The organism is Bradyrhizobium sp. 44 (assembly GCF_023073095.1).
In the GTDB taxonomy this organism is placed as follows: Bacteria; Pseudomonadota; Alphaproteobacteria; order Rhizobiales; family Xanthobacteraceae; genus Bradyrhizobium.
This window is the reverse complement of the sequence record NZ_JADPIY010000016.1, coordinates 656,296-680,116: the sequence shown is the minus strand read 5'-3', so window position 1 is coordinate 680,116 and position 23,821 is coordinate 656,296. Positions and strand designations below refer to the sequence as shown.

21 protein-coding genes are annotated in these 23,821 nt (G+C 64.7%); 7 read left to right on the top strand and 14 right to left on the bottom strand.

Annotation, left to right across the window (positions count from 1 at the left end; all coding sequences use genetic code 11):
• Window positions 1-11: 11 nt before the first annotated feature.
• Both IVB41_RS19735 and IVB41_RS19730 read right to left on the bottom strand, forming a co-directional pair.
• Window positions 12-2,081, bottom strand: a complete 2,070-nt coding sequence (locus IVB41_RS19735) for a bifunctional diguanylate cyclase/phosphodiesterase (protein ID WP_247434086.1) — start codon at window positions 2,079-2,081, stop codon at window positions 12-14.
• The gene (locus IVB41_RS19730; RefSeq protein ID WP_035962601.1) at window positions 2,081-3,238 is read right to left on the bottom strand and encodes an ABC transporter substrate-binding protein; all 1,158 of its coding nucleotides are present in this window, start codon (window positions 3,236-3,238) and stop codon (window positions 2,081-2,083) included. Before IVB41_RS19730 ends, IVB41_RS19735 begins: the two co-directional genes overlap by 1 nt.
• A 217-nt stretch (window positions 3,239-3,455) precedes the next feature.
• On the opposite strand from IVB41_RS19730, the gene radA reads away from it, so the two are divergent.
• The 6 genes from radA (at window position 3,456) to IVB41_RS19700 (ending at window position 10,808) form a co-directional block, all read left to right on the top strand.
• Window positions 3,456-4,901, top strand: coding sequence for a DNA repair protein RadA (radA, locus tag IVB41_RS19725; RefSeq protein ID WP_007592053.1), 1,446 nt, complete (start codon window positions 3,456-3,458; stop codon window positions 4,899-4,901).
• Window positions 4,902-5,067: 166 nt separating this feature from the next.
• On the top strand, window positions 5,068-5,697 hold the full coding sequence (locus IVB41_RS19720) for a CvpA family protein (protein WP_027569646.1): 630 nt from the start codon (window positions 5,068-5,070) through the stop codon (window positions 5,695-5,697).
• Window positions 5,698-5,724: 27 nt separating this feature from the next.
• Window positions 5,725-7,230, top strand: coding sequence for an amidophosphoribosyltransferase (gene purF, locus IVB41_RS19715; protein WP_007609288.1), 1,506 nt, complete (start codon window positions 5,725-5,727; stop codon window positions 7,228-7,230).
• 214 nt (window positions 7,231-7,444) lie between these two features.
• Window positions 7,445-8,185, top strand: a complete 741-nt coding sequence (locus IVB41_RS19710; RefSeq protein ID WP_247286442.1) for an SDR family NAD(P)-dependent oxidoreductase — start codon at window positions 7,445-7,447, stop codon at window positions 8,183-8,185.
• A gap of 78 nt (window positions 8,186-8,263) precedes the next feature.
• Window positions 8,264-9,412, top strand: coding sequence for a hypothetical protein (locus IVB41_RS19705; RefSeq protein ID WP_247434081.1), 1,149 nt, complete (start codon window positions 8,264-8,266; stop codon window positions 9,410-9,412).
• A 169-nt stretch (window positions 9,413-9,581) separates the two neighbouring features.
• Window positions 9,582-10,808 (top strand): ABC transporter substrate-binding protein, encoded by a 1,227-nt coding sequence (locus IVB41_RS19700; RefSeq protein WP_247434078.1) that lies wholly within the window; start codon window positions 9,582-9,584, stop codon window positions 10,806-10,808.
• 42 nt (window positions 10,809-10,850) lie between these two features.
• On the opposite strand, the gene IVB41_RS19695 is transcribed toward IVB41_RS19700, so the two are convergent.
• From IVB41_RS19695 to IVB41_RS19660, 8 genes are all read right to left on the bottom strand, one after another.
• Complete coding sequence (locus IVB41_RS19695; RefSeq protein ID WP_247286444.1) at window positions 10,851-12,107, bottom strand: TCR/Tet family MFS transporter; 1,257 nt, start codon at window positions 12,105-12,107, stop codon at window positions 10,851-10,853.
• Window positions 12,104-13,486: a ribosome biogenesis GTPase Der gene (gene der / locus IVB41_RS19690; RefSeq protein WP_247434075.1), complete on the bottom strand. Its 1,383-nt coding sequence runs from the start codon at window positions 13,484-13,486 to the stop codon at window positions 12,104-12,106. The genes IVB41_RS19695 and der overlap by 4 nt, the downstream gene beginning before the upstream one ends.
• Before the next feature lie 48 nt (window positions 13,487-13,534).
• A complete protein-coding gene (locus IVB41_RS19685; RefSeq protein WP_247408378.1) occupies window positions 13,535-14,086 on the bottom strand; it encodes a hypothetical protein in 552 nt (183 codons plus the stop codon).
• Window positions 14,087-14,112: 26 nt separating this feature from the next.
• Window positions 14,113-14,766: a tetratricopeptide repeat protein gene (locus tag IVB41_RS19680; RefSeq protein WP_027569639.1), complete on the bottom strand. Its 654-nt coding sequence runs from the start codon at window positions 14,764-14,766 to the stop codon at window positions 14,113-14,115.
• A gap of 168 nt (window positions 14,767-14,934) precedes the next feature.
• The gene (locus IVB41_RS19675) at window positions 14,935-16,527 is read right to left on the bottom strand and encodes a class I adenylate-forming enzyme family protein (protein WP_247434070.1); all 1,593 of its coding nucleotides are present in this window, start codon (window positions 16,525-16,527) and stop codon (window positions 14,935-14,937) included.
• Between the two features lie 70 nt (window positions 16,528-16,597).
• The gene (locus IVB41_RS19670; RefSeq protein WP_247434066.1) at window positions 16,598-17,182 is read right to left on the bottom strand and encodes an NnrU family protein; all 585 of its coding nucleotides are present in this window, start codon (window positions 17,180-17,182) and stop codon (window positions 16,598-16,600) included.
• 71 nt (window positions 17,183-17,253) lie between these two features.
• The gene (locus tag IVB41_RS19665; protein WP_247434835.1) at window positions 17,254-17,832 is read right to left on the bottom strand and encodes a hypothetical protein; all 579 of its coding nucleotides are present in this window, start codon (window positions 17,830-17,832) and stop codon (window positions 17,254-17,256) included.
• Between the two features lie 225 nt (window positions 17,833-18,057).
• The gene (locus IVB41_RS19660) at window positions 18,058-19,677 is read right to left on the bottom strand and encodes a peptide chain release factor 3 (protein WP_247360559.1); all 1,620 of its coding nucleotides are present in this window, start codon (window positions 19,675-19,677) and stop codon (window positions 18,058-18,060) included.
• A gap of 161 nt (window positions 19,678-19,838) precedes the next feature.
• Between IVB41_RS19660 and sugE the strand changes: the two genes are divergently transcribed.
• A complete protein-coding gene (gene sugE, locus IVB41_RS19655) occupies window positions 19,839-20,153 on the top strand; it encodes a quaternary ammonium compound efflux SMR transporter SugE (RefSeq protein WP_027569634.1) in 315 nt (104 codons plus the stop codon).
• On the opposite strand, the gene IVB41_RS19650 is transcribed toward sugE, so the two are convergent.
• The 4 genes from IVB41_RS19650 to IVB41_RS19635 all read right to left on the bottom strand — a co-directional run bounded on the left by IVB41_RS19650 (window position 20,146) and on the right by IVB41_RS19635 (window position 23,806).
• Window positions 20,146-21,153 (bottom strand): inorganic phosphate transporter, encoded by a 1,008-nt coding sequence (locus tag IVB41_RS19650; RefSeq protein WP_027569633.1) that lies wholly within the window; start codon window positions 21,151-21,153, stop codon window positions 20,146-20,148. The genes sugE and IVB41_RS19650 overlap by 8 nt on opposite strands.
• Before the next feature lie 16 nt (window positions 21,154-21,169).
• The gene (locus tag IVB41_RS19645) at window positions 21,170-21,814 is read right to left on the bottom strand and encodes a DUF47 domain-containing protein (RefSeq protein WP_027517485.1); all 645 of its coding nucleotides are present in this window, start codon (window positions 21,812-21,814) and stop codon (window positions 21,170-21,172) included.
• A 158-nt stretch (window positions 21,815-21,972) separates the two neighbouring features.
• The gene (locus tag IVB41_RS19640) at window positions 21,973-22,941 is read right to left on the bottom strand and encodes a branched-chain amino acid ABC transporter permease (protein ID WP_007592084.1); all 969 of its coding nucleotides are present in this window, start codon (window positions 22,939-22,941) and stop codon (window positions 21,973-21,975) included.
• 1 nt (window position 22,942) lies between these two features.
• The gene (locus tag IVB41_RS19635; protein ID WP_027569632.1) at window positions 22,943-23,806 is read right to left on the bottom strand and encodes a branched-chain amino acid ABC transporter permease; all 864 of its coding nucleotides are present in this window, start codon (window positions 23,804-23,806) and stop codon (window positions 22,943-22,945) included.
• Window positions 23,807-23,821 lie beyond the last annotated feature (15 nt).

The following is a 23,821-nucleotide window of genomic DNA, read 5'->3' as shown; positions in this document are numbered from 1 at the left end:
CCGCGCTGCGCTCAGACCGCAAATTCGGGCGCGATCGACGGGCTATCCTCGATGACGCGGCTCTGGTGGGCCGGCCGTCCCTCGAGCCATAGCAACACGGCCTCGAGTGGCTGCGGCCGATGATAGAGAAAGCCCTGGCCGAACCTCACGCCCATCTCGCGCATGGCTTGGGCCTGCTCGGCGCGCTCGATGCCTTCGGCCACCAAAGTGAGGCCCAGCGTGCCGGCGAGCGACGCGATGACGCCAACAATCGCCTTGTCTTCCGCACTATCGGGGATCTCGCTGATGAAGGCCTTGTCGATCTTGACCTTGTCCAGCGGAAACCGCCTGAGATGGGCGAGCGAGCTGTAGCCCGTGCCGAAATCGTCGAGCGCGATGGTGGCACCCAGGCGCCGCAGGCGGTGCAGCGTCTCGGATGCGCTGGCCATGTTGTTGATCAGCGATCCCTCGGTGATCTCGAGCTCCAGCAACGATGCCGCCACGTCAAAGCGCGCGCAGGTCGCGCGCAGCTCGGCGGCGAACGAATGGTCGGCGAGCTCGGACGGCGGCAGATTGATCGCAATCCGGATATGCGGCCTGCCGGCCGCAGCCAGATGTTGCAGCGCGCGGCAGGCGTCGGTGAGCACATAGCGCGTCAGCCGCGCATTGTTGCCGCTGCGCTCGATCAGCGGCAAGAATTCGCCCGGACCGATCACGCCATGTTCCGGATGGCGCCAGCGGATCAGCGCTTCCAGGCCGACGATGTCGTGGCTTTCGAGATCGACCTGGCTTTGATACCAGACCTCGAATTGCCTCTCGTCGAAGCCTGTGGGAATGGCAAGTTCGAGCTCCCGGCGGCGGCGATAGTCGCGCTGAAGCGCTTCGTCGAGCACCGCAACCGTGCCGGGCGCCTTGCTCTTGGCATGGTAGAGCGCGATGTCGGCGAGCGCCGGCAGGTGCGAAAGCTCGGGATCTCCGGCACGGCGCACGGCAAGGCCGATGCTGGCACGCGGCACGACTTGCTTGTCGTGAAGTCGGATCGGCTCGGAAATCGCATCCAGCAAGTGGCGCGAAAATCTCTGCGCGGTCTCCTCGTTGCTGACCTCGGGTCGAATGACGACGAATTCATCGCCGCCGAGCCGAGCTACCCAATCTTGCGGTTCGACCGCACCACGAAGGCGCTCGGAAATGTGCACCAGGAACTTGTCGCCAGAGTCATGGCCAAAGGTGTCGTTGATGCCCTTGAAGTCGTCGAGATCGATGAAGCAGAGTGCGATCAGCGCGTCCGGTGAGCCGGCATCGTGACTCAGGGTCACGAGGTGCTCTGAGAGCGAACGGCGATTGGGCAGCCCCGTGAGCGGATCGTGCGCGGCCATGTGGCCGAGCCGGTCGAGCGCACCCGACGTCGTGTGCTGCATGGCGTTGAAGGCATGCGCGAGCTGACCGAACTCGTTCGAGGATTTGACCTCCGCCGGATAGGCGCGGCCGTCCTGCTTGCTGCGCTGGATCGCGGACATCATCGCCGCCAGCGGCCTGCCGATGAAGAGGTTGGCGGAGATCCGCATGGCGATCAGGGTCGCAAACGTTGCCAACAGGCCGACGACCAGCAGCAGCACCAGACGGCTGCCCGTGTCCGCGTAGAGCGCCGCATGCGAATATACGATCGCGATGCGGCCGGCTTGGACCGCCATGTTGCCGTTGCTGTAGTTGATCGGACGCGAGATCTCCGCGACCGCCTGTCCCACCGGGCGCGCCACCACGCGGGCAATCGCGATTCCGGTATCGTCGTAAACGGCCGCCGCGGCGATGCTCTCGTCGTGCATGATCTCGTTGAGCACGCTCGTGACCTGATCGTAGCGCATCTTCCAGAGCGGTTCGGCGATCAGCTCGGCACGACTCTCCGCGAGGCGGGCGATGCGCGCGTCGAGCTGCCTGATCTGCGACCAGAAGCTCGAGGCCTCGACGCCGGCGGAGGCGAGCAATTGAACCAGCAACAGAACAGGTACTGTCGCCCAGATCATCGCGCGGACGACCGAGCGCAAGCGCGGCGGCGGCGCCTGCTGCTTGCGATCCGGATCGGTCATGTCGTCGCCGTTTCGCATCAGTCGGCAGCGCCTTCCACAGGGGTCAGCGACGAGATCAGCGCATCGACGGAGAAGTCGTACTGGCCGCAACGCCCTGCCTTGGCCCTGAAACGCGCGAAATCGATCCGGTCGAAGGCGCGCGTGGTGATGAGGTCGTCGACCGCAGCGAGGTTGTTACGCGTGATCGCGGACGTCTTGACCTCGACACGGGGTGATACGTCCGCAAAATCGCAGCCGTCGGCGTAGTCGCGCAACAGAACGATCGACCAGCCGCCGAGCAGGAAATGCCCGCCGTCGGTCAGAAGCAAGCGGCCCGCCTTGATCTCGCGCAGCGCATCCTCCGACCAGTTGAGGCCGACCAATTGGATGTTCCGCCCGGGCGTGAGGCCGCCAGCGATCACCGCGCGAAGCGCTCCCAGCGCCATCGGATCGTTTCCGGCCCATATGCCTGCGGGCCGGATGTCCTTGCGCGCGGCCCAGCTCAGATAATTCGTGGTGACATGCTCGGCCTCCGACCGCGTCCAGTTGGCGAACAGCATCCGATCCACCACGACGTCCGGCGCGGCGTCCACCGCGAGCTTGAGGCCCGCGTTGCGGGCGATCGAGGCCGGCGTGATCTCGTCGCCGCCGATGCCGAGAATGTGGATCTTGCCGTCCGGGCTCTGCCATTTCTCGGCACGCGCCGCGTCGATCAGGGCATTGGCCATCCGCGCGCCCGCGGTCTGAAGATCCGTCGTGATGTCGCCGAGCCAGGTCTTGAGCTTTTGACGCGGCGGTCCAAGACGCGCCGCATCGTCACCGATCAGCGTGTTCGAGAGCAGCAGCGTCCTGATCCCAGCGGCCTCGGCTGCCTCCATGATCGGAACGGCGGCCGATTCCTCGTTCGAGAGAATGAGAAAGTCGGGCTTGTCGCTGCGTGCCACCACGCCGAACCCGAGCTCCTGCATGGTGCGGTAATTGCGCTCGCTGGTCAGCACCTCGACATGCGCGCCGAGCTTGCGGCCGGCGGCCTGCATGGTCAGCGAAACCATGTCCCAATAGACCTCGCCGGTCTTGCCCGGGTTGACGAAGACGACGTTGAGACGCTTCGCATCGGCCGCAACAGCGCCGCCAGACGGCATCAGAACGCCGCAGGTGATGCCGAAAGCCAGCAATATCCGCAAAAGTCCGGTCATTCTTTTCGCCATCCCGTATTGGTTCCGAAACTGGACCCGCGTCCGCTAACATTTGGCAAAGTCCGGCCTGTTGCGGCGGCATAGAGCTAACAAAGGGTGTATCAGGCCTGCCGAACTGCGATATGCGGTCCGCTCGGACTCACGCTCTCGACCCGTCATTCCGTGCTATCAGCAAACCTGAAACCCCCGACTCGCTGTCCCCGGACTCGCTGTCCCCATGGCCAAGAACACGCTTTCCTTCGTCTGCCAGAACTGCGGCGCGGCCTATAACCGCTGGCAGGGCAAGTGCGAGTCCTGCGGCGAGTGGAATACGCTCGCGGAGGAGGACACGACCGGCAGCGTGCCGGTGTCGATCCGCTCCAAACGCAAGGGGCGGACGTTCGCGCTGGAGAGCCTGTCCGGAAAAACCCAGGACGCCCCGCGTCTATCCTCGGGCATGACGGAGCTCGATCGCGTCACCGGCGGCGGCTTCGTGCGCGGCTCGGTGCTTCTGGTCGGCGGCGATCCCGGCATCGGCAAGTCGACGCTGCTGACGCAGGCCACAAGCCTGCTCGCGCGCGCCGGTCACCGCGTCGTCTACATCTCCGGCGAAGAGGCGGTCGCACAGGTGCGGTTGCGCGCGGAGCGGCTCGGGCTGTCGGATGCGCCGGTGCAGCTCGCCGCCGAGACGTCGGTCGAAGACATCGTGTCGACGCTGTCCGAGGGCGCGGTGCCCCGGCTGATCGTGATCGATTCGATCCAGACGATGTGGACCGACACGGTGGAATCGGCGCCTGGCACGGTCACCCAGGTGCGCGCCTCGGCACAGGCCCTGATTCGTTTTGCCAAAAGGACCGGCGCGGCCATCATCCTGGTCGGCCATGTCACCAAGGACGGACAGATCGCAGGCCCTCGCGTGGTCGAGCACATGGTCGATGCGGTGCTGTCGTTCGAGGGCGAAGGCTCGCAGCAATTCCGCATCCTGCGCGCCGTGAAGAATCGTTTCGGGCCGACCGACGAGATCGGCGTGTTCGAGATGACCGGGCTTGGCCTGCGCGAAGTCACCAACCCCTCCGAGCTGTTTTTGTCCGAGCGCGATCTCGGCACGCCCGGCACCGCAGTCTTCGCGGGCATCGAGGGCACAAGGCCCGTTCTGGTCGAATTGCAGGCGCTGGTGGCGCCGACCTCGCTTGGCACGCCGCGCCGGGCCGTGGTCGGCTGGGATCCGAGCCGGCTGTCGATGGTGCTGGCGGTGCTGGAAGCCCATTGCGGGGTCAAGCTGTCCGGCCACGACGTCTATCTGAACGTCGCGGGCGGCCTGCGCATCCACGAGCCCGCGGCTGATCTGGCCGCCGCGGCTGCGTTGGTGTCCTCGCTGGTTAATGCGCAGTTACCCACCGATGCGGTCTATTTCGGTGAGATCTCGCTCTCCGGCGTGGTGCGCCCGGTGGCGCAGACCCCGGCCCGGCTGAAAGAAGCGGCAAAACTCGGCTTTCAGCGCGCCGTGCTGCCCGAATCGGCCCGGGGCGAAGCCGCCGGCGATGCCGGCCTGTCGCTGAACGCGATCAACAGCCTGACGACGCTGGTCGCCGAGATCGCCGCGCGCGGGTCCCGGCGGGGCGACTCGAGCGCGCCGGCAGAGAAAAATGCCACACCGGCAAGATTCCGCCGTGGAGAGGGTTAGCCGGTGGTGACGTCCCCCGCCCTCGCCGCTATACAGCCGTCACAAAAGCAGCATGGGATTGCGTGGTTGCGGCCTTGCCGGGAACGTCGTCTGGCCCTCACTTAGGGGCGGCGGCCAAACACCGATTCGCTGAGCACCTTGAAGTACGAGCGGACCAGACCAGCCGATGCCAGTAACCATCCTCGACCTGATCCTGCTCGGTGTGATGCTGATTTCGGGCCTGCTCGCCATGGTTCGCGGCTTCATGCGCGAAATCCTGTCGATCGCGGCCTGGGGCACGGCGGCGATCGTCACCCTTTATTCGTTCTCGAAGCTGCTGCCGACCGCAAAGACCTATTTCAACAACGATACCGTCGCGAGCGTGGTCGTGGTCGCCGGCGTGTTCGTAGGCACCCTGGTCGTGGTCTCCGTGATCACGGTCCGGATCTCCGACATGATCCTGGATTCGCGCATCGGCGCGCTGGACCGCACCCTCGGCTTTCTGTTCGGGCTGGCGCGCGGGCTTTTGATCGTCGTGGTCGCCTTCCTGTTCTTCACCTGGCTGGTGCCGGACAAGCAGCGCCCGGATTGGGTCACAGGGGCCAAATCCCGCGTGGTGCTGCAGGGAACCGGCGATTGGCTGATGGCCCTCTTGCCTGACGACCCCGAGAACACCATCTTGAAGAGATTCAAGAAAAACAAACCAGATGAAGAGCAAACTGATTCCGAGCAGCAGCCTTCGGGCAGTGCCGACGGATACAGCAAACCGGCTCGTGACAGCCTTAAAAAGCTGATCGAGAAACCCGCGGCGCGTTGATAAGCCCTAACGAGAGGCTCGGACGAGATGCGAAATCCTGACCAGGACGCCCTACTTGATCTCGGCCCGGCCGCGCTGGAACTTCAAGACGATCTGGAGGGGGATACGCTGCGCGAGGAATGCGGCGTCTTCGGCATCTACGGCCACCCAGATGCCGCGGCCATCACGGCGCTCGGCCTCCACGCCCTTCAGCACCGCGGCCAGGAAGCCGCCGGCATCGTCTCCTATGACGGCGGCCGCTTTCATTCGGAACGCCGCCTCGGCCTCGTCGGTGACACCTTCTCCCGCCGTGAGGTGATCGACCGCCTGCCCGGCACGATGGCAGTCGGCCATGTCCGCTATTCCACCACCGGCGCGACCATCCTGCGCAACGTGCAGCCGCTGTTCGCCGAACTGAATGCCGGCGGCCTTGCAGTCGCCCACAACGGCAACCTCACCAACGGCCTGACGCTGCGCCGCGAGCTCGTGAAGAACGGCGCGATGATGCAGTCGACCACCGACACCGAGGTGATCCTGCATTTGGTCGCGCGCTCCAGGCGCAGCCGTTTCATCGAGCGCTATATCGACGCGCTGCGCGAGATCGAGGGCGCCTATGCGCTGGTGTCGCTGACCAACAAGAAGCTGGTCGGCGCGCGCGATCCGCGCGGCATCCGTCCGCTGGTGCTCGGCGAACTCGATGGTTGCCCGATCCTGACCTCCGAGACCTGCGCCCTCGACATCATCGGCGCACGCTTCGTCCGCGACATCGAGCCCGGCGAGGTCATCGTGTTCGACGAGAACGGGCAGGACATCCACAAGCCGTTCCCGCCGATCGCGCCGCGTCCCTGCATCTTCGAATACATCTACTTCTCCCGTCCGGATTCCATCGTTCACGGCCGCTCGGTCTACGAGGTCCGCAAGGCCTTCGGTGCGCAGCTTGCGCGCGAGAGCCACGTGCCGGTCGATGTCGTGGTGCCGGTGCCGGACTCCGGCGTGCCCGCCGCGGTCGGCTACAGCCAGCATTCCGGCATCCCGTTCGAACTCGGCATCATCCGCAACCACTATGTCGGCCGCACCTTCATCCAGCCGACGCAGGCGATCCGCGAATCCGGCGTGCGCATGAAGCATTCGGCCAACCGCGCCGCGATCGAAGGCAAACGCATCATCCTGATCGACGATTCGCTGGTACGCGGCACCACCTCGAAGAAGATCGTGCGCATGATGCGCGATGCCGGCGCCAAGGAAGTGCACTTCCGCCTCGCCTCGCCGCCGATCCTCTATCCCGACTATTACGGAATCGACCTGCCGGACCGTGGTGGTCTTCTTGCGGCGACACATTCGCTGGAAGAGATGCGCGAGATCATCGGCGCCGACTCGCTCGCCTTCCTGTCGATCGACGGCATGTACCGCGCCATGGGCGAGCCCGGCCGCGACCCCGCCAATCCGAAATTCTCGGATCATTGCTTCACCGGGGCCTATCCGACCCACCTCACCGACCAGACCCAGACCGAGCAGCAGCCGCGGCAATTGTCATTGCTGGCGGAGGCGAGCTGACGAAGGCATGCCATGACCCAGTCGGTAATTGCGATTATCGGCGGTTCATTGCTCATGGGGTTTATCTTCTTTGCCTTTCGACAAGGCACGAAGGTCACTCCCGATGACTGCGAAGACCGTGGACCCGCGGTTGGGACCGGCAACGACTACTAGGTCTGGCTTGTTTTTGTATGGCCGGACTTGTCCCGGCCATCCACGCCTGTAAAACCCCGCCATGACAAATCCTCTCGCCGACCGCATCGCTCTCGTCACCGGCGCCTCGCGCGGCATCGGCTTCGCCACGGCAAAAGCGCTGGCCAAGGCCGGCGCGCATATCGTCGCCGTGGCGCGCACGCAGGGCGGGCTGGAAGAGCTCGACGACGAGATCCGCAAGGACGGCGGCAGCGCCACGCTGGTGCCGCTCAACCTCACCGATTCCGACGGCATCGCGCGCCTCGGTGCCGGCCTGCATGAGCGCTACGGTAAGCTCGACATCCTCGTCGGCAATGCCGGCGTGCTTGGGCCCTCCTCACCGATCGGCCATATCGAGCTGAAGGCCTTCACCGACGTGATGGCGGTCAACGTCTCCGCGAACTTCCAGCTGATCCGCTGCATGGAGCCGCTGCTCAGGCAATCCGACGCCGGCCGCGCCGTGTTCATCACTTCCGGCGCGGCCAACAAGGCGACCGCTTATGTCAGCCCCTACGCCGCCTCCAAGGCGGCGCTGGAAACGCTGGCGCGCGCCTGGGCGCAGGAGACCGCGAACACCAAGCTGCGCGTCAATCTGTTCAATCCGGGCCCCGTCCGCACTCGGATGCGCGCCACGCTGATGCCGGGCGAAGACCCGGCGACGCTCGATACGGCCGAGCAGGTCGCCGAATTCATCGTGCCGATGTGCGCGCCTGATTGGACCGAGACCGGCAAGTTCTACGACTACAAGACCCGCAGCCTGATGAGCTTCCGCTCTCCGGCCTGATTGACTTGACGGCCTCCCCGCGATTGACTGCCCGCGCTCAAGCGGCAGCAAGCTGCAGGCCAAAAAAGGGAGGTTGCCATGGCACCATGGCGGAATCGCGCAGGCTCTACGCGTGCGCTCGCAAATGTCTCTCGCGTCCTCTCCGTCCTGATCGCCGCCGTGGCGTTCGCGCTTCCGGGCGCGGCGACCGCCGGCGATGTCCCGACCTTCGCGGTCGATGCGTCCTGGCCAAAGCCATTGCCGAACAACTGGATCCTCGGCCAGGTCGGCGGCATCACCGTCGACTGGCAAGGCCACATCTGGGTGATCCATCGACCGCGCTCGCTCACCGACGACGAGAAAGGCGCAAGCCTCACCCCGCCGCGCTCGAAATGCTGCGTCTCGGCGCCGCCGGTGCTCGAATTCGACAGCGACGGCAACCTGCTACGATCGTGGGGCGGCGCGGGCGAAGGCTATGAATGGGTCGGCCGCGAGCACGGCATCGAGGTCGACGAGCGCGGCTTCGTCTGGGTCGGCGGCAATGCCGACAACGACAACGCCATCCTGAAATTCACGCTCGACGGCAAGTTCGTCGCCCAGATCGGCAAGATCGCGCCGAGCTTCGGCAGCAACGACACGACGCAGCTCGGCAAGCCCGCCGAGACCGCGATCGACAAGGCCGCCAACGAGATCTACGTCGCCGACGGCTACGGCAATCGCCGCGTCATCGTGTTCGACGCAACCACCCTCGCCTATAAGCGGCACTGGGGCGCCTACGGCAACAGGCCCGACGACACCAAGCAGGCGGCGTACGATCCCAAGGCGCCGGTGTCCCAGCAATTCGGCAATCCCGTCCACTGCGTGAAGCTCGCCAATGACGGGCTCGTCTACGTCTGCGACCGCATCAACAACCGCATCCAGGTGTTCAGGAAGGACGGCACCTTCGTGAAGGAGTTCTTCTTCGAGAAGAACACGCTCGGCAACGGCGCGGTGTGGGACATCGCGATCTGGCCCGATCCGAAGCAGACCTGGCTGCTCAGCGCCGACGGCGAAAACAACGAGATCAGGGTGATCAGGCGCGAGGACGGCAGCGTGGTCGGCAGCTTCGGCCACAACGGCCGCAATGCCGGGCAATTCCACTGGGTGCATGCCATGGCGATCGACGCCAAGGGTAACGTCTATACCGCCGAGGTCGACACCGGAAAGCGCGTCCAGAAATTCAAGCTGACATCGGACGCGCTGAAATAGCGTCTCGACGCATTTTGCCCAAAAGTTAACGGAGGGATGACGCTGCGACGCAGCGTCATCCGGCTTTAGGCGCATTGCCGCCGGCCGTGGGACACGGTAGAGCCATCAGCCGGAACAAGGCTCCGTTCAAGAGAGCCGTCCGCATGTTTGACAATGGAGGAAATCTTTTATGACGACGACGTTCGCGCGCCGCTCTGCGGCCCTTCTGGCCTGTGCCGCCTTCGGTTTTGCCACATCCGCCTTCGCCCAGGACAAGACCGTCAGGATCGGCGTGCTCAACGACATGTCCAGCCTCTATGCCGACATCGGCGGCCCGAACTCCGTGGTCGCGATCAAGATGGCGGTCGAGGATTCCGGCCTGCTCAAGAAGGGCTGGAAGATCGACGTCATCAGCGGCGACCATCAGAACAAGCCGGACGTCGGCGTCAACATTGCCCGGCAGTGGATCGACAACGACAAGATCGACGCGATTGCAGACACGCCGAATTCCGGTGTCGCCCTGGCGGTCAGCAATCTGGTCAAGGAAAAGAATGCGGTGCTGCTCAATTCCGGCGCGGCCTCGGCCGACCTGACCGGCAAGGCCTGCACGCCGAACACGGTCTCGTATACCTACGACACCTACATGTTGGCCAACGGCACCGGCAAGGCGCTGACCAAGGCCGGCGGCGACAGCTGGTTCTTCCTGACCGCAGATTATGCCTTCGGCCATGCGCTCGAACGCGACACCACCGCTGTCGTGACCGCGAACGGCGGCAAGGTGCTCGGCAGCGTCAAGCATCCGATCAATACTGCGGACTTCTCGTCCTTCCTGCTGCAGGCTCAATCGTCCAAGGCCAAGGTCGTGGGCCTAGCCAATGCCGGCGGCGACACCACGAACTCGATCAAGCAGGCCGCCGAGTTCGGCATTGTGCAGGGCGGGCAGAAGCTGGCGGCGCTGCTGCTGTTCATCAACGACGTGCATTCGCTGGGTCTGAAGACCGCACAGGGCCTGACCTTCACCGAATCTTTCTACTGGGACATGAACGACCAGACCCGCGGCTGGTCGAAGCGCTTCTCGGCGCTGGCCAACAAGAATGCGATGCCCTCGATGACGCAGGCCGGCAATTACGCGATGGTGCTGCATTATCTCAAGGCGATGGACGCGCTCGGCAGCAATCCGCATGACGGCGCCAAGGTCGTTGCCAAGATGAAGGAGCTTCCGACCGACGATCCGCTGTTCGGCAAGGGTCCCCTGCGCGAGGACGGGCGTCGTCTCATCCCGGCCTATCTGTTCGAGGTGAAGAAGCCCGAAGAATCGAAGGGACCGTGGGACTACTACAAGCAGATCGCCACGATCGCGGCGGAAGACGCGGCCAAGCCGCTCAAGGACAGCGAGTGCCCGCTGGTGAAGAAGTAAACGAGGCTTTGTAGGGTGGGTTAGCCGAAGGCGTAACCCATCCTACGATTCTGATGTTGCCGCGCCCAGCGCCCGCACAGCAATCGCCACGCACGCCACCATCAGCACCGCCGCGAGCAGGAACGGCGCGCCGGGCAGCTGCCACGGCGCGCTGGCGCCGATGAAGTATGAAAACGTCAGTGTGAACAGGAACGGGCCGACGAGCTGCGACACGCTCTGCACGCTCGCGGTCGCGCCCTGCAACTGGCCCTGCTGATCAGGCGCGACCAGCCGCGTCATCAGCGATTGCATGGCAGCGCCCGAAATGCCCCACAGCGACATCACGGGAATGCCTATCCAGAACAGCGGCCCGGTCGGCGCCGCGCCGAAGATCACGAAGCCGATCGCGCCACAGCACAGGCCCATCAACAACGCATTGCGCTCGCCGAGCACGCGCACGATCGGGCCGATCGCGAGCCCCTGCACCACCATGGCGCAGACGCCGACCATCGCCAGCGTCAATCCCACGGTCTTCGAATCCCAGCCGTAGCGATAGGTCGCGTAGAGCACGAAGGTCGAGGGCAGCACGACATGCGCGACCTGCGCGATGAAGTTGACGACTGACAACGCAGCGAGCACCGCGTTGGAACGCAGCAGGCGGAGCGCGCCGAGCGGATTGGCGCTCCTCCAGCGGAACGGTGCGCGCTTGTCCGGCGCCAGCGATTCCGGCAGGACGAAGAGCCCATAGAGCGCATTGGCAAAGCTCAGGGCGGCCGAGGCCCAGAACGGCAGGCGCGGATCGATATCGCCGAGCAGGCCGCCCAGTGCCGGGCCCAGCACGAAGCCGGCGCCGAAGGCAGCGCCAATCCTGCCGAACACCGCCGCGCGCCGCTCCGGCGGCGTGATGTCTGCGATATAGGCAAAGGCGGTCGAGATGCTGGCTGAGGTGATGCCCGAGATGACGCGGCCGACGAACAGCCAGACCAGCGACGGCGCCAGCGCCATCAGCACATAATCGGCCGCGAGCCCGAAATTCGACAGCAGCACCACCGGCCGCCGCCCGAAGCGATCCGACAGCGCGCCAAGCACCGGCGAGAACACGAACTGCATCAGCGCCCAGGCGGTGCCGAACAGCCCGAAGATGCGGGCCGCATGCGCCGTGTCGTTGTCGACGAAGCTCTCGATCAGTTTCGGCAGGATCGGCATGATCACGCCGAGCGCGAGCATGTCGAGCAGGATCGTGACGAAGATGAAGGCGACCGCACCGCGCCGGACTGGCGCTGCGCCCTGCGCCATCGCCTCGCCGGCGTCGTTGCTCACGACGGCCGCTTGCGCTTGTGGGCGAACGGATTGGCCTTCTCGCGCAAGGTGATGCGCACCGGTGTGCCCGGCAGTTCGAAGGCATCACGCAGCGAATTGGTGAGGTAGCGCAGATAGGACTGCGGCACCGCATCCGCACGCGAGCAGAACAGCACGAAGCTCGGCGGGCGGGCCTTGGTCTGCGTGATGTAGTTCAGCTTGAGTCGTCGTCCGGACACGGCCGGCGGCGGATTGGCCTGGACCGCCTCCTCGAACCAGCGGTTCAGCGCCGCGGTCGACACACGCCTGTTCCAAAGCGCATAGGCATCCTGGATCGCCTGCATCAATCGATCGATGCCCTCGCCCATCAAGCCGGAGACGGCGACGATCGGCACGCCCTTGATCTGCGGCAGCAAGTGATCGGCATCGCGGCGCAGGTTCGAGATCGCGCCGCCGCCCTTGCTCTCCATCAGGTCCCATTTGTTGACGGCGAGCACGACGGCGCGACCCTCGCGCTCGATCAGGTCGGCGATGCGAAGATCCTGCTCCTCGAAACGGTTCTGCGCGTCCATCATCATCACGACGACTTCGGCAAAGCGCACCGCGCGCAGTGCGTCGGCGACCGAGAGCTTTTCGAGCTTCTCCTCGATCCGGGAGCGCCGGCGCAGACCTGCGGTGTCGAACACGCGAAACTCGCGGCCCTTCCAGTTGATCTCGACCGCGATGGAATCGCGCGTGGTGCCGGCCTCCGGGCTCGTCAGCAGGCGCTCCTCGCCGAGCAGATGATTGATCATCGTCGACTTGCCGGCGTTGGGCCGGCCGACGATCGCGACCCGGATCGGGCGCGTGGCGGCCTCTTCCTCCGTCAGCGGCTCATCGTCTTCGAACTCATCCTCTTCCACCGGCTCCGGCATCAGCGGGCGCAGAGCATCATAGAGCTCGCCCATGCCCTCGCCGTGCTCGGCCGAGATCTGGATGGGATCGCCGAGGCCGAGCGCGAAAGCCTCCATCGCGCCGGCATCGCCATGCTTGCCTTCGCTCTTGTTGGCGACGAGCAGCACCGGCTTGTTGGCCTTGCGGGCGAAATCGGCGAAGGCGCGATCGTTGGGCGTGAGGCCCATGCGGGCATCGATCACGAAGAACAGCGCGTCGGCCTGTGCGATCGCGGCCTCCGTCTGCTCCTGCATGCGGGCGGTCAGCGAGCCCTTGGCGCCCTCATCGAGGCCGGCGGTGTCGATGATCGTGAAGTCGAGATCGCCGAGCCTGGCCTCGCCCTCGCGGCGATCGCGGGTGACGCCCGGCAGATCATCGACAAGCGCGAGCTTCTGCCCGACCAGGCGGTTGAACAGCGTCGACTTGCCGACATTCGGCCGGCCGATAATGGCAATCTTAAAGGACATGGGTCATTCGTGCGCTGCCGGAGCCGCGCCTGTCAATGAAATGAAAAATTAGCGCGAGAAGCTGCCGCTCGGCATCGGTGCCGGGAAGGCGCCCTGCGATTGCTGCTGGGTGGTCTGGGTCGGTTGCGCCTGCTGGACCGGCTGATCGGGCGGCGGCGCGGTGGTGCGCTTGCGCACGATCTTCTGCCTGGGCGGCGGAGTGGCTGCGGGCGGCGCGACCTCGGGCTGGGCCTCGCCATCGACTTCGCCGGCGGGCGCCTCAGCCGGCGCAACGGCCGCGCTGGCCGGCTGCCTGGTCTTTTTCGCCTTGGCACCCTTCGCCGGCTTGGCTGGCTCGGGCAGAGGCTCGGTGGGCAGAGCCGCGACGGCGGGGCCGTTCGGATCGGGCTGTTGCTGCGCGCCCTTGTACATATCCTTCGGAACGCCCTGCTCGAGGCCCGGCACGCCTTCCGGGAACACCGGCTTGCGGTCGCCCGGCAGCTTCTTCTTGGTATCGAGGAAGTCGAGCATGTCGCTCGGATCGAAGCTGGAGCAACCGCCCAGCACGCCCGTGAAGGCGATCAGGACGGCGGCTGCGATCAAGCGTGGCGTGCGGCGCATATCGGGATCTCGTCTCAGCTCTCGGCTCAGCTCTTCGCTACGGGCGGCAGCAGGGCCTGCAGCGCCTCGGCGCGTGAGCGCAGGCCGGGCGGCGTTTCGCCGTCCTCGGCAATCGCGTCCAGCCATTTGCGGGCCGCAGTCATGTCGTTGTTGCGCCAGGCCGACAGCGCCAGCATCTCGCGGGCGGTATGGCGGAAGGTCGATTTGGGCGCGGTGGAGGCTTCCAGCCGCTGCTGCATGTCCGCATAGCCCGCGCTGTCGAGCAGGAGACCGGCGGCGCGGATCTTTGCCAGATCCTGCCACTCGCCGCCTACGCTGCGGTCGGCGGCGATGTCGTCATACAGCTTGGCGCCTGCCTTGGGATCGCGGGCCGCCGCCTCGGCCGCAGCACGCAGCCGCGCCAGGGTGCGATAGCCTGATGGAGCCTTGGCAGCGAGCTCGGTGAAGGCCGCCTCGGCCTCCGCATGCTTGTCCTGCTCGGACAGCTCGGCGGCCTTCTCGAAGGCAGCACCGGCCTCGGCAGCCTTCTTGGCCTCCACATACTGGTAAGCGCGCCAGCCACCCACGGCGGCGACGATCAGCACCATCAAGGCGATGAAGACGATCGAATATTTGTCCCACAGCTTTTTGAGCTGTTCGCGACGTACTTCCTCGTCGACTTCGTCAAATAATTCAGACACTTATGCTAATCCCATGCCCGTCCGGGTGCGCGCGCCAAAGCGTTCGCGTTAGGAATCCCGTCCCCACGTGGCGGCGGGGTACCCTATCGATATGGCGGTGGCAAGGCAAAGCAAGCCGGATCAAGGCGTTAACCACCCGAGACAGCCCGGACAGACCGCCTCCCCGGCTCAGGTTCCCAACAGCTCCCGCAGCTGCCGCTTCAGCACCTTGCCATTGGCATTGCGCGGCAGCGGCTCAGCGGTGATCACCATGGTCTCCGGGACCTTGTAGTCGGACAGCCGTTCCGCGCACCAGGCGCGCAAGGCTTCGCTGTCCACTGGTGCGCGCGTCACCACCACGGCGTGAACGCGTTCGCCCAGCACCGGGCAGGCCTTGGCGACGATCGCGCTCTCGACCACGGCGGGATGGCCGGCCAGCACGGATTCGACCTCGGCCGAATAGATCTTGAGGCCGCCGCGGTTGATCATGTCCTTCTGCCGGTCGAACACCCGGACAAATCCCTCCGCGTCGACCGAGCGGAGATCGCCGGAATGCCAGAACCCGCTGGTGAAGCTTTCGGCCGTGGCTTTAGGATTGTTCCAGTAGCCCTTGATCACGGAGGCACTCTGGATCCAGAGCTCGCCGATCTCCCCAGGCGGCAGCTCACGCCCGTCCGCCCCCATTGCCAGGATGCGCGCACCCGGACACGGCAGGCCAACGCTGTCGATGTGGGTTGCCGTCAACTCGCCCGGCATGATCGTGGACGGCGATGTGGTCTCGGTCGCGCCGTAGCAGTTCGCCAGCTCGAGGCCGGGAATGATCGCCTTGAGCTTCTCGATGGTGGCGACCGGCATCGGTGCGCCGCCAAAGCCTCCGATGCGCCAGCTCGATAGATCGTAGCTCTCGAAATCGGGCTGGAGCAGGCAGAGATTGTACATCGCCGGCACCATCACCGTGTAGGTGACGCGCTCGCGCGCGGCGAGCTTGAGATATTCGCCCGCCTTGAACTCCGGCATGATGATCAGCGCGCCGCCGCAGCAGATCATCGTCGTGATGTTGGCGACGACGCCGGTGACATGGCCGAGCGGCACCGCCGCGATCGAGCGGTCGGCCGCCGTCAATTGCAGGCAGGACACGAAGATCGTCGACGAATGGACGATGTTGCAATGGGCCAGCATCGCACCCTTCGGCTTGCCTGTCGTGCCCGAGGTGTAGAGGATCATCGCGGTGTCCTCCTCGCTGGTCTCGACCGGCGCCGCGGCCGGGACGTTGTCTGCCAGCACCGCGAAACGTGACAAAGCCGGATCGTCATCAACGGCGATGCGGTGGATTATTTCGGGTACATCCCGCGCATCCGGCAGCCGCTCCACGAGCGCCGCCTCGTGGATCAGGATTTTGGCACCGCAGTCGGCGAGGACATAGGCGATTTCCGGTTTCTGCTGGCGCGTGCTGAGCAGCACCGTCACGAGCCCCTCATGCGCGGCAGCAAACAGCAGCAGCGGGAATTCGACGCGGTTGCCGAGCAGGATCGCGACATGATCGCCGCGCTGCAATCCGAGCTTGCGAAATCCCGCCGCAATCCGCGCAGCCTGCTCGACGGCCTGCCGCCAGTTCAGCCGGACATGGCCTGAGATCAGCGCTTCGCCGTCGGGATTGCGGGCGCAGGCGTCCGCAATCATCGCCCACAGGCTCGACGGCCGATCGCAAAATGCCGGCACGATCCGATCGCCGAAGCGCGCCTCGAACCGCATTGGAGGGATCTGAGAATGCGACCAGTCCATCGAAATGCCTTGGCTTGTTGCTCTCGTTATCTTCCGCGCATGGCATGCGGTCCTGTCTTGTGCTGATCGGCTAGCCGCCCATCACGGGAACGCCGATGACGACAGGATGGAACGCAAACGCCAGCGCCAGATAAGCGACGATTCCAACCACGACCGCGATCAGATCGTTGGTGACGCCGCCGACCGGAATCGGCGGACCGCCGCCATCGGTCCGACGCTTCAGCGTGATGCGATCGTACACCGCCCAGCCCAGGAAAGAGCCGAACAGGATGATGGAGCCGAGGTCGCCATTGGCCAGAAGATGCGCCGCCGCCCACAGCTTGATGCCGGCCAGCATCGGATGCTTCAGCTTCGCATAGATGCGCCCGCGCAAGTAGGATGCGACCACCAGGATGACCGCGGGCAGCATCAGCGCGAGCGTGATATGCTTCAGTGCCTTCGGCGGATACCAAACGTCGATCCAGCCGGTCGCGCGATAATGCGCGAAGCCCCAGATGATCAACGCGAGCCCCGCAAGCGAAGCAAGCGAATAGAGGATCTTGTAGGTCCCCTCGCCCAGTCTCGCGATGGCCTGCGCGCGCGCCTCGCGTTTCGTCGTGAATACATGCGCCGCGAAAAACAGCGCAAGCCCCAGGATCATAACCAGCAGACCCACGAGATTCTCCCCTCAACCAGCGCCCCAGCCCATGGCGTATCATCGATTGGCGGCGGGTCGCAACTAATGCGCTACTTGTGGATCTCGCGATTGTCGACATACCGGATCGCGATCGGCCGCCCGGCGATGGCACCGCCAAGACCGCCGGTGAATTTCAGCGGCAGGCAGCCGTTCAACGATGAATTGACCGCATCGAGGTAGGTGGTTCTCGTCTCGGCGGCCACCCCCGCGGTCGCAAAGGTCAGGCGCGGCGGGCCGATCAGGCCGCCCGATTTGTTGAAGCTGAAACGCACGGCGATCTGCATGCCCGCGCGCGCATTGTCCGTTGGCGGCGACCAGCAGCTGCGCAGCTCGGCGAAGAGATCGCCGATCGTATCGAGATCGTGATCCGGCTTTTGGTATTTGGCGCGATCGGCCTCTGACGGCACGCTTTGGATCGTGAGCTGGAGGTTCTGGCCGTAGGGATAGTCGATCTCGGGAATACAGGGACCAGGCTCGAGCGGGCTGCAATAGGACGGCGTGCAGGGCCTGCCATCGAGCACGCTGCACGGCTCGTGCGAAAACGGAATTGGGTTGATTTGCCGGGGCCGCGCATTGGCGGCGATCGTCGAGATCGCCAGCAGGAGGAAAACAAGGATGCCGCGCCACATGAAGTGAACTCGCAAGGCCACATGGGTGAACGTGGCATTGCCGCCGGCAACGTCAAGCCTGCGGCTGTTCACATGCGCGCGTCCAAGGACGGTGTCGTCGCCCGGCTTGACCGGGCGACCCAGTACTCCGAGACGTTTGTGATTGAGCCGGGAAGCCGCGGCGTACTGGATGCCCCGGTCAAGCCGGGGCATGACAGCGGAGCGTGAGGAGCGGACGGAACGCGCCTACCCCTTCTTCTTGACGTCCTTGACGTTGGTGAACTCGATGCCCTCGGCCCGTTCCCTTGTGTAGCCGAGATAGAACTCGTTCCGCGCCAGATAGACGGGATCGCCGTCGACATCGTCGGCAATGCTCGAGGTGTTGGCAGCGATGAACGTATCGAGCTTCTTGCGGTCCTCCGAGGAGACCCAGCGTGCAAGCTGGAACTCGCTGACCTCGAATTCGACCGGCAGCGAATATTCCGCATCCAGCCGCGCCTTGAGCACGTCGAGCTGCAGTGCGCCGACGACGCCAACCAACGCGGGCGCGCCGTCGCGCGGGCGGAACACCTGCACAACACCCTCTTCCGACATCTGCTGAAGCGCTTCCTTCAGCTTCTTCGCTTTCATCGCATCCGTAAGACGCACGCGGCGGACGATTTCCGGCGCAAAGCTCGGCACGCCGACGAAGTTGAAATCCTCACCGTCGGTCAGCGTATCGCCGATCCGCAGCGTGCCGTGATTGGGAATCCCGACGACGTCGCCCGCATAAGCCTCGTCCGCAACCGAACGGTCCTGCGCGAAGAAGAATTGCGGGCTGGACAGCGGCATGCTCTTGCCGGTGCGCACGAGCTTCGCCTTCATCCCGCGGCTCAGCTTGCCGGAGCACAGGCGGGCGAAGGCGATGCGGTCGCGGTGGTTGGGATCCATATTGGCCTGGATCTTGAACACGAAGGCGCTCATGCGCGGGTCGGTGGCTTCGACCTTGCGCTGGTCGCTCTCCTGCGCGCGCGGCTCGGGCGCGAACTTGCCGAGCCCTTGCAGCAGGTCGCCGACGCCGAAATTGCGGAGCGCGCTGCCGAAATAAACCGGCGTCAGATGGCCCTCGCGAAACGCTTCGAGCTCGAACGGTTTTGAAGCCGCGGTGACGAGCTCGAGCTCGTCCTTGACCGCCGACACGTCGAGATTGGCGTTGAGCTTGGCGAGCTCGGCGATCTCGATCTGCTGCGCCGCGCCGGTCTTGGCGCCGCCGCCTTCGAGCAAGCGCACGCCGCCATTGACGACATCATAGGTGCCGAGGAACTCGCGGCCGCGGCCGACAGGCCAGGTCATCGGCGTGGTATCGAGCGCCAGCGTCTTCTCGATCTCGTCGAGGAGCTCGAACACGTCACGGCTCTCGCGATCCATCTTGTTGATAAAGGTGATGATCGGGATGTCGCGAAGACGACACACCTCGAACAGCTTTCGGGTGCGCGCCTCGATGCCCTTGGCGGCGTCGATCACCATGACGGCGGAATCGACCGCCGTGAGCGTGCGATAGGTGTCTTCCGAAAAGTCCTCGTGGCCCGGGGTGTCCAGCAGGTTGAACACGAGGCCCTCGAACTCGAAGGTCATAACCGATGTCACGACCGAGATGCCGCGCTCGCGCTCGATCTTCATCCAGTCCGAACGCGTGTTGCGCCGCTCGCCTTTGGCCTTGACCTGCCCGGCCAGATTGATGGCGCCGCCGAACAGCAGCAGCTTTTCGGTCAGCGTGGTCTTGCCGGCGTCCGGATGCGAGATGATCGCAAAGGTACGCCGCCGCGACACTTCAGCGGCAAGCGAGGAACGGGCCGTCGATTCGGCTGTGGTGGCGATGTCGGACATTGCGGCAGCGTTTGGCAGGGAAAATGAGCCTGATCAAGCCTCATCTGGTGATTGCGGAGCCTTCCGACCAGTCCCATATCCGCTTGGTTGGGAGGGACGACCTTCCCTTTCCATCAGCACACCAGTCGCGGGGACGACCCTGCCTTGAATGGAGGGTCGTCATGGCCTGGAGCATCCTGTTCGTCGCCGGTCTGCTGGAGATCTCCTGGGCGATCGGCCTCAAATATACCGAGGGGTTCACCAAGCTCGTTCCGTCGGTTCTCACGCTCGGCGCCATGGCCGGCAGCATCATCCTGCTCGGGCTCGCCCTCAAATCGCTGCCGATTGGAACTGCTTATGCAGTCTGGACCGGTATCGGCGCGGTCGGTACCGCGACGCTCGGCATCATCCTGTTCGGCGAGCCGGCCACCGCGTTCCGCCTCGCCAGCATCGGGCTGATCGTCGCCGGGATTGTCGGACTGAAGCTGGTTACCTGACGAAGATCTTGACCGCCCACCAGCTCAGCGCGGCGACGATGGCCGAGGCCGGCATCGTGATCACCCAGGCATAGACGATCGAGCTGGCGACGTTCCAGCGCACGGCCGAGAGGCGCCGGGCGGCGCCGACGCCGACGATGGCGCCGGTGATGGTGTGGGTGGTCGAGACGGGAACGCCGAGGAAGGTCGCCATGAACAGGGTCGCGGCACCGCCGGTCTCGGCGCAAAAGCCCTGCATCGGGGTCAGCTTGGTGATGCGCAGGCCCATGGTCCGAACGATGCGCCAGCCGCCCATCAGCGTCCCCATCGCCATTGCGGCCTGGCACGAAAGCACCACCCAGAAGGGGACGAAGAATTCGCCGCCGAGCTGGCCCTGCGAATAGAGCAGCACGGCGATGATGCCCATGGTCTTCTGCGCGTCGTTGCCGCCGTGGCCGAGCGAATAGAGCGAGGCGGAGGCGAATTGCAGGATGCGGAAGGCGCGATCCACGGCAAAGGGCGTGGAGCGCACCGAGGCCCAGGAGACGATCGCAACCAGCACCATCGCGAGCAGAAAGCCGACGAGCGGAGACAGCACGATGGCGATCACCGTCTTGGACAATCCGCTCCAGACCACCGCCGAAAGGCCCGCTTTGGCCACGCCGGCACCAAACAAGCCCCCGATCAATGCGTGCGACGAGGACGATGGGATGCCGAGCGCCCATGTCACCAGGTTCCAGACGATGGCGCCGACCAGCGCAGCGAAGATCACCTGGGCATCCACGATCGCGGGATCGATGATGCCGGTGCCGATGGTCTGGGCGACGTGCAGCCCGAACACCATGAAGGCGACGAAATTGAAGAAGGCGGCCCAGAACACCGCGTATTGCGGCCGCAGCACGCGGGTCGAGACGATGGTCGCGATCGAATTGGCGGCGTCGTGCAGGCCGTTCAGGAAGTCGAACAGCAGCGCGACGGCGATCAGTCCGACCAGGACGGGAAGACCCAACGCAACATCCACGGCGCGGTCCCCTGCCCTAAACTTGCTCGATGACGATGCTGTTGATCTCGTTCGCGACGTCGTCGAAGCGGTCGGCGACCTTCTCGAGATGGTCGTAGATCTCCGCGCCGACGATGAAATCCATCGCGTTGCCGTTGCGATGCTTGAGGAACAGTTCCTTCAGCCCGATATCATGGAGATCGTCGACGCGGCCTTCCAGCTTGCCCAGCTCTTCCGTGATCGCGGTCAGCATGGCCACGTTCTGGCCGATCTTCTGCATCAACGGCAGCGCACGGCCGACCAGATTGGCGCATTCGATCAGAAGCCCGCCGATCTCCCGCATCGGCGGCTCGAAGCTGCGGACCTCGAACAGCATCACGGCCTTGGCGGTCTGTTGCATCTGGTCGATGGCGTCGTCCATCGAGGTGATCAGGTTCTTGATGTCGCCGCGGTCGAACGGGGTGATGAAGGTCCGGCGCACCGCCGTCAGCACCTCACGGGTGATGTTGTCGGCATCGTTCTCGAACTGGTTGACGCGCTGGCAATAGACCGGCGTCTCCTCACCCCCGTTGAGCATGCTCTGGAGCGCGATCGAGCCCTGGATCACCGTCTGGGCGTGGCGGTCGAACAGGTCGAAGAACCGTTCTTCCTTGGGCAGGAAAGCGCGAAACAATCGCATCATGGGAGAGAGACTACCGGTTGGATTATGGCCTGGCCCGAGCGGGCCGTCATGAAACTGTCATAGACCATTTTCGATCCACGCGCGTGCCACCTCACGCCCGTGGAGCCGGATCATCCACCGCTTTCGCGCGTCAGCCTATCTTCTGTTATATCAATTACTTACAGCGACCGCCGGAAGTAATGCGCGATTTCGCCGATGACGCCGCGGCGGAAGGTGAGCACGCAGATCACGAAGATCGAGCCCTGGATCACGGTCACCCATTGGCCGAACCCCGCCAGATATTGCTGCATGGCGATGATCACGAAGGCACCGACCACGGGACCGAACACGGTTCCGAGTCCGCCGACCAGCGTCATCAGCACGACTTCGCCCGACATCGACCAGTGCACGTCGGTGAGCGAGGCGTTCTGCGCCACGAAGACTTTCAGCGCACCGGCAAAGCCGGCCAGCGTGCCCGACAGGACGAAAGCCAGGAACTTGTACTGATCGGTGCGGTAACCCAGCGAGATCGCGCGCGGCTCGTTCTCGCGGATCGCCTTGAGGACTTCGCCGAACGGCGAGTTGATGATGCGGAAGATCAACAGGAAGCCGGCGAGGAAGCCGACCAGAACCACGTAGTAGAGCACGGTCGGCTTGGTCAGATCGAAGACGCCGAACATGCGTCCCTGCGGAATGCCCTGGATGCCGTCTTCACCATGGGTGAACGGGGCCTGGAGGTAGATGAAGTACAGAAGCTGCGACAGCGCCAGCGTGATCATCGAGAAATAGATGCCCTGGCGGCGGATCGAGATATAGCCCGTGATGAGCGAGAGCACGAAGGCACCGGCGACGCCGACGAGGATGCCGAGCTCCGGCGGCAGCGCCCACACCTTCAGCGCATGCGCGCTGCAATAGCCGGCCGTGCCCAGGAACATCGCATGGCCGAAGGACAGCAAACCGCCATAGCCGATCAGCAGGTTGAAGGCGCAGGCGAGCAGCGCGAAGCACAGCGCCTGCATCACGAAGAACGGGTAGACCCCCGTGAATGGCACCGAAGCCAGCAGCAGCGCCATCACCACGAAGACGATCATCTCGTCGCGGATCGCGCGCGGGGTTACCGGCAGCGTGTCGTCCGTCAAGGCTGTCATGTCAGGCCGCCCTTCCCGTCAATCCCGTTGGCTTCACCAAGAGCACCAGCACCATCAGCACGAACACGACGGTGTTGGAGGCCTCGGGGTAGAAATACTTGGTCAGGCCCTCGATCACACCGAGCGCGAAGCCGGTGATGATGGAGCCCATGATCGATCCCATGCCGCCGATCACCACCACCGCGAACACCACGATGATGAGGTCGGCGCCCATCAGCGGTCGCACCTGGTTGATCGGCGCCGACAGCACGCCGGCGAGCGCGGCAAGGCCGACACCGAGCCCGTAGGTCAACGTGATCATGCGCGGAACGTTGACGCCGAAGGCGCGCACCAGCGTCGGGTTTTCGGTGGCGGCGCGCAAATAGGCGCCGAGCCGGGTCTTCTCGATCAGGAACCAGGTCGCGATGCAGACCACCAGCGAGAAGATGACGACCCAGCCGCGATAGACCGGCAGGAACATGAAGCCGAGATTCATGCCGCCCTTGAGCTGGTCCGGAATGGCGTAAGGCAGGCCGGAGGAGCCGAAATAGTTCTGGAACACGCCCTGCACGATCAGCGCAATGCCGAAGGTCAGAAGCAGGCCGTAGAGATGATCCAGCCCGGTCAGCCATTGCAGCATGGTCCGTTCCAGGATCATGCCGAAGATGCCGACAATGATCGGTGCAAACAGCAACGCCCACCAGTAGTTGATGCCGCCGAGGTTCAGCAGGAAGTACGCGACGAACGCGCCCATCATATAGAGCGCGCCATGGGCGAAATTGATGATGTTGAGCATGCCGAAGATCACGGCAAGCCCGAGACTGAGCAGCGCGTAGAACGAGCCGTTGATCAGTCCCACCAGTAGCTGAGCGTAAAGAGCCTGCATCGATCCCGCACCCGG